7 protein-coding genes are annotated in these 3,720 nt (G+C 61.8%); 4 read left to right on the forward strand and 3 right to left on the reverse strand.

Annotated elements, in window-relative coordinates:
* Positions 1 to 169 precede the first annotated feature (169 nt).
* Positions 170 to 412 (reverse strand): winged helix-turn-helix transcriptional regulator, encoded by a 243-nt coding sequence (locus AC52Q4_RS13145; protein ID WP_495537250.1) that lies wholly within the window; start codon positions 410 to 412, stop codon positions 170 to 172.
* A gap of 147 nt (positions 413 to 559) precedes the next feature.
* Here AC52Q4_RS13145 and AC52Q4_RS13150 point away from each other — a divergent pair, with 147 nt between their 5' ends.
* The 3 genes from AC52Q4_RS13150 to AC52Q4_RS13160 are packed head-to-tail and all read left to right on the forward strand — an operon-like array spanning position 560 to position 2,363.
* The gene (locus tag AC52Q4_RS13150) at positions 560 to 826 is read left to right on the forward strand and encodes a hypothetical protein (RefSeq protein WP_495537251.1); all 267 of its coding nucleotides are present in this window, start codon (positions 560 to 562) and stop codon (positions 824 to 826) included.
* A 46-nt stretch (positions 827 to 872) separates the two neighbouring features.
* On the forward strand, positions 873 to 1,514 hold the full coding sequence (locus AC52Q4_RS13155) for a DUF1326 domain-containing protein (RefSeq protein WP_495537252.1): 642 nt from the start codon (positions 873 to 875) through the stop codon (positions 1,512 to 1,514).
* Positions 1,515 to 1,556: 42 nt separating this feature from the next.
* A complete protein-coding gene (locus AC52Q4_RS13160; protein ID WP_495537253.1) occupies positions 1,557 to 2,363 on the forward strand; it encodes a DUF2182 domain-containing protein in 807 nt (268 codons plus the stop codon).
* A gap of 301 nt (positions 2,364 to 2,664) precedes the next feature.
* On the opposite strand, the gene AC52Q4_RS13165 is transcribed toward AC52Q4_RS13160, so the two are convergent.
* Both AC52Q4_RS13165 and AC52Q4_RS13170 read right to left on the reverse strand, forming a co-directional pair.
* The gene (locus AC52Q4_RS13165; protein WP_495537254.1) at positions 2,665 to 2,931 is read right to left on the reverse strand and encodes a conjugal transfer protein TraD; all 267 of its coding nucleotides are present in this window, start codon (positions 2,929 to 2,931) and stop codon (positions 2,665 to 2,667) included.
* A 1-nt stretch (position 2,932) separates the two neighbouring features.
* Positions 2,933 to 3,259, reverse strand: a complete 327-nt coding sequence (locus AC52Q4_RS13170) for a conjugal transfer protein TraD (RefSeq protein ID WP_495537255.1) — start codon at positions 3,257 to 3,259, stop codon at positions 2,933 to 2,935.
* Between the two features lie 171 nt (positions 3,260 to 3,430).
* Between AC52Q4_RS13170 and AC52Q4_RS13175 the strand changes: the two genes are divergently transcribed.
* Positions 3,431 to 3,720, forward strand: a 290-nt coding sequence (locus tag AC52Q4_RS13175) for a MobA/MobL family protein (RefSeq protein WP_495537256.1), incomplete at its 3' end; no start/stop codon positions are given.

The following is a 3,720-nucleotide window of genomic DNA, read 5'->3' on the forward strand; positions in this document are numbered from 1 at the left end:
CGCACACGCCATTGCTTCGAGTTGATTCACACACTGCGGTACCGATGGATCAATCGAGCTGGCCTACTGGTGCAGCCGAATGGTAAAGCCACCCTCGATGTGGGTGATACTCCGATGGTTCGCGACCGTTTCCAAGCGATCGAGCAGGCACTCGCGAGCTGAATTTTTGCTATATCAAGGTTAGGACATATCCGATGCGCGTACCGCTGCGCCGTCGCTCCACGATGCCGGCACTTTCGAGCGTCTTGAGGCGGCGTGACAGTAGCGCGGGCGACATGCGTGGCACGCCGCGATGGATGTCATTGAAGCGCGTCGAGCCGAGGATAAGTTCGCGAAGCACCAACGGCGTCCATCGCTCGCCCACGATCTCCGAGGCAAGCGCGAGCGGGCAGAACTGTCCGTAGCCTTTCATGGCTGTAGCCTAACCCGAAGCCGGCGAAAAAGCGAATTCACTACAGATCCGGAAGTTGTTTGGCGCCAGTCTGGCTGGCAGATTTGTATCGTCGCGAGGCCTCGCGGACCTGGCGGCGAAGGAAAGACCCAAAAAAGGAGCAAACGGATGTTCATCATCATCGATCACGACATCAAGGACGCCTCCAAGTTCCAACAATGCGCCGAAAAGGCATTTCCGCTGCCGGACGGGCTGCATGTCCATATGTTCCTGCCGGCCGCCGACTTGAGCCGGGCGACCTGCCTGTACGAAGCGGATTCGGTCGAGCGAGTCAGGAGTTTCGTCGATCCGCTGCTCGGCGACTCGGCGAAGAATACCTATGTGCCCGTCGCCGCAGAACATGCGATCGGCCTGCCAGAGCGTCCGACCGTATGAATCGTGGCCGGACGACGTGTTGGAAACTCAGGATCAGGAGGAGACAATGGTGAATATCGACTGGAAGATAGAAGCGCTCGACTTCACTACATGCAACTGCGACTTCAGCTGCCCTTGCCAGTTCAATGCACGGCCGACGCACGATCATTGCCGGGCGGCGGTCGGTTTTGTCATCGAAAAGGGACATTTCGGCGAAACGTCGCTCGACGGTGTCACCTTCGTCGGGCTGTTCGCCTGGCCGGGTGCCATCCACGAAGGGCGAGGCGAGGCGCAGATCATCGTTGACGAGACGATCACCGAGGAGCAGCGAGAGGCGGTGATCGCCATATTCAGGGGAGAGGAGACGGAACCCGGCGCGACGATCTTCAACGTCTTCAGCAATACGATCGACAGCTATCACGAGCCCATCGTCACTGCGATCGAGGTCGAGGCCGACCTTGAGAACCGCACGGGCCGTATCTTCGTTCCGGGCATTATCGAGGGCCATGGCGAACCGATCCGCAATCCGGTGACGGGTGCGAAGCACCGGGTTCGTGTCACCTTGCCCGAGGGGTTCGAGTACCACACGGCTGAATATGCCAGCAGTACCGTCAAGACACAGGACTCTGCCATTCCGCTGGAATGGAGCCAGGCGCACGCGCATCTCGCCCGTATCGTATGGACACAGAATGGCGTTGTGCATGGATAAGGACACGGCCTGAACCGGCCAGTTGCGGGAGGAGCCAGTCCCATGACCATGGATACCGTGCTGGAAGGCGCGCTGCGCCGTGATCGCTGGATTGTGCTGTTGCTGCTGGCGGCGGTGACCGTCGCGAACTGGGCGTATGTGCTAGCCGGCGCGGGTATGGGCATGTCGGCATTCGAGATGACCCGCATGGGCGGCATGGAGGGGATGGCCGAAATGGCGATCTCTCCGGAGCCCTGGTCGCCCGGTCACGCTGCTGTCATGTTCTTCATGTGGTGGGTGATGATGGTGGCCATGATGCTGCCCGGCGCTACGCCGATAATTCTGCTTTTCGCGGCCGTCAATCGACGCCAGCACAAAGAGCGTAGTCCGCACGTGCCGACCAGCCTGTTCACGACCAGCTATCTTGTGGCTTGGGGCGCCTTCAGCCTTATTGCTGTCGTCCTGCACTGGCTCCTGCACCGGGCAGGCATGATCTCTGTAGGCATGACGGTGACCAGCCAGCCTCTCGGAGCCGGAATTCTCGTCGCTGCCGGTCTGTACCAACTCACTCCCATCAAGCAGGTGTGCCTGCGTCACTGCCGCATGCCTGCAGCCTATCTCGCCGAGCATTGGCGGCCCGGTCGAAGGGGGGCCTTCGTAATGGGGCTGCAGCACGGCGCCTATTGTCTCGGCTGCTGCTGGTTCCTCATGCTGCTGCTGTTCTTTGGGGGCGTGATGAACCTGTTCTGGATCGCCGGCCTTGCCCTCTACGTGCTGATCGAAAAGCTGCTGCCCCCCAGCCACTGGTTGGACCGTGCAATCGCGGCGGTGCTGGTCGGCGCCGGCGGCTGGTTGCTGGTATCAACCTGAATTCAGATTCGGCGAAATCTGGTCGGGCGCCAGGGGTTCGAAATCACCAGTGGTTCAGTCGGGCGCGGTGACCGCGAGGCCTTTCGCTGCCGCGACGACGGCACACCATAGCCAAGCGTGTCGAAGCTCGTCCTGGTGGCGCGCGTGCCAGGCAAGGCTCATAGTGACGTGGCCAAGGTTGATAGGCGGGAGACGGTGACGAAACGCCCCATCCCCGCCACCGTCAGCGCCAAGCTCGACGGGAACCGCGCGACGGCGGGCAACACTGCGTTGCTTGGGTCTTCGCACCGCCCGCCATCGCTCACGCTCGATCCTGCTTCGCCCGCGACCTATTGTGCGCATCTGGCGTTTGCTCTACCTCGAACGCAATCTGCCCGAGCTTTGTCCAGACGCCGCGCGCATGTTCTTTGTCCTCGCTTTTGAGTTTCTCCGCGATCCGGAGTAGCGCTCCGTAGATCGTGGCGCGGTCATCTCCGGTCAGGTCCACGATGCCCGCCTTGACGACGAGGCCGCCCAGCTCAATGAGCATCCGTGTTCTCTTGCGGCGCTCGATCTGCCATGTCCGCATGTCATGCCGCGCCCGTGCCGCCTGATGACCGTTGCGCGCCGCCCGGTTGCGGCGGAGCGCTGCTATTATCGTGCTCAGCCGCTTTTGCAGATCGCCGCGATTTGCTGCGAAAGAACGCGTTGCCGCGCTTGGCCCATGCCTCCCTCTTCCCGGCTTCCTTTGTCTCGGCCAGGGCGACCAGCGCTCCGGCCAGTTCCTCGGCGGTGAGGTTGTCCGCTCCGGTCGCAATCACCAGTTCGCCGAGCTGCTGCACCTTGCGGGTTTTCAGTTCCCGCGCCTTGTCCGCAAGCGCCTTCAGTTCGGCATCGTAGTTCCGCGGCTTGCGCATCGTTACCTCCATAAGCCGTTGATGCGGAGAGGATAGTTGCGCAAACGGCTGAACGCAGTATTGTTGCCGGGACGGTGTGGCACGGCCCGGTCCATCCCGAGATTTTTTCGAGGGAGGGCGCGCTTATACGTCGTTCCGACGTGCGCTTGGCCGTGCCAATGCTTGATCGCGATGGCGATCTATCATCTTCACGTCAAGGTCATTGGCCGCAAGGCCGGAAGCAGTGCGGTTGCGTCCGCCGCCTACCGCTCGGCATCGCGGATGCGCGACGAGCGGATTGATCGCGTGCAGGACTTTTCTGCCAAACGCGGCGTCGTCCATTCCGAGGTGCTGCGGGTGTATCTCACGGGTCACGAGCAGCCGGTGTTTCGCCGTCTCCCGGCGCCACGCCCCCAGGCATTGGAACAACTGACCCAAACGATCAGTCTGCGGGTAGGCGCTTTCCTGGAACGCGAGGGCCT

This window comes from Nitrococcus sp., from assembly GCF_059432795.1.

Coding starts and splice junctions, on each gene's coding strand:
- AC52Q4_RS13145 (WP_495537250.1), bottom strand. CDS start 412: ATGAAAGGCTACGGACAGTTCTGCCCGCTCGCGCTTGCCTCGGAGATC.
- AC52Q4_RS13170 (WP_495537255.1), bottom strand. CDS start 3,259: ATGCGCAAGCCGCGGAACTACGATGCCGAACTGAAGGCGCTTGCGGAC.
- AC52Q4_RS13155 (WP_495537252.1), top strand. CDS start 873: ATGGTGAATATCGACTGGAAGATAGAAGCGCTCGACTTCACTACATGC.
- AC52Q4_RS13150 (WP_495537251.1), top strand. CDS start 560: ATGTTCATCATCATCGATCACGACATCAAGGACGCCTCCAAGTTCCAA.
- AC52Q4_RS13160 (WP_495537253.1), top strand. CDS start 1,557: ATGACCATGGATACCGTGCTGGAAGGCGCGCTGCGCCGTGATCGCTGG.
- AC52Q4_RS13165 (WP_495537254.1), bottom strand. CDS start 2,931: ATGCGGACATGGCAGATCGAGCGCCGCAAGAGAACACGGATGCTCATT.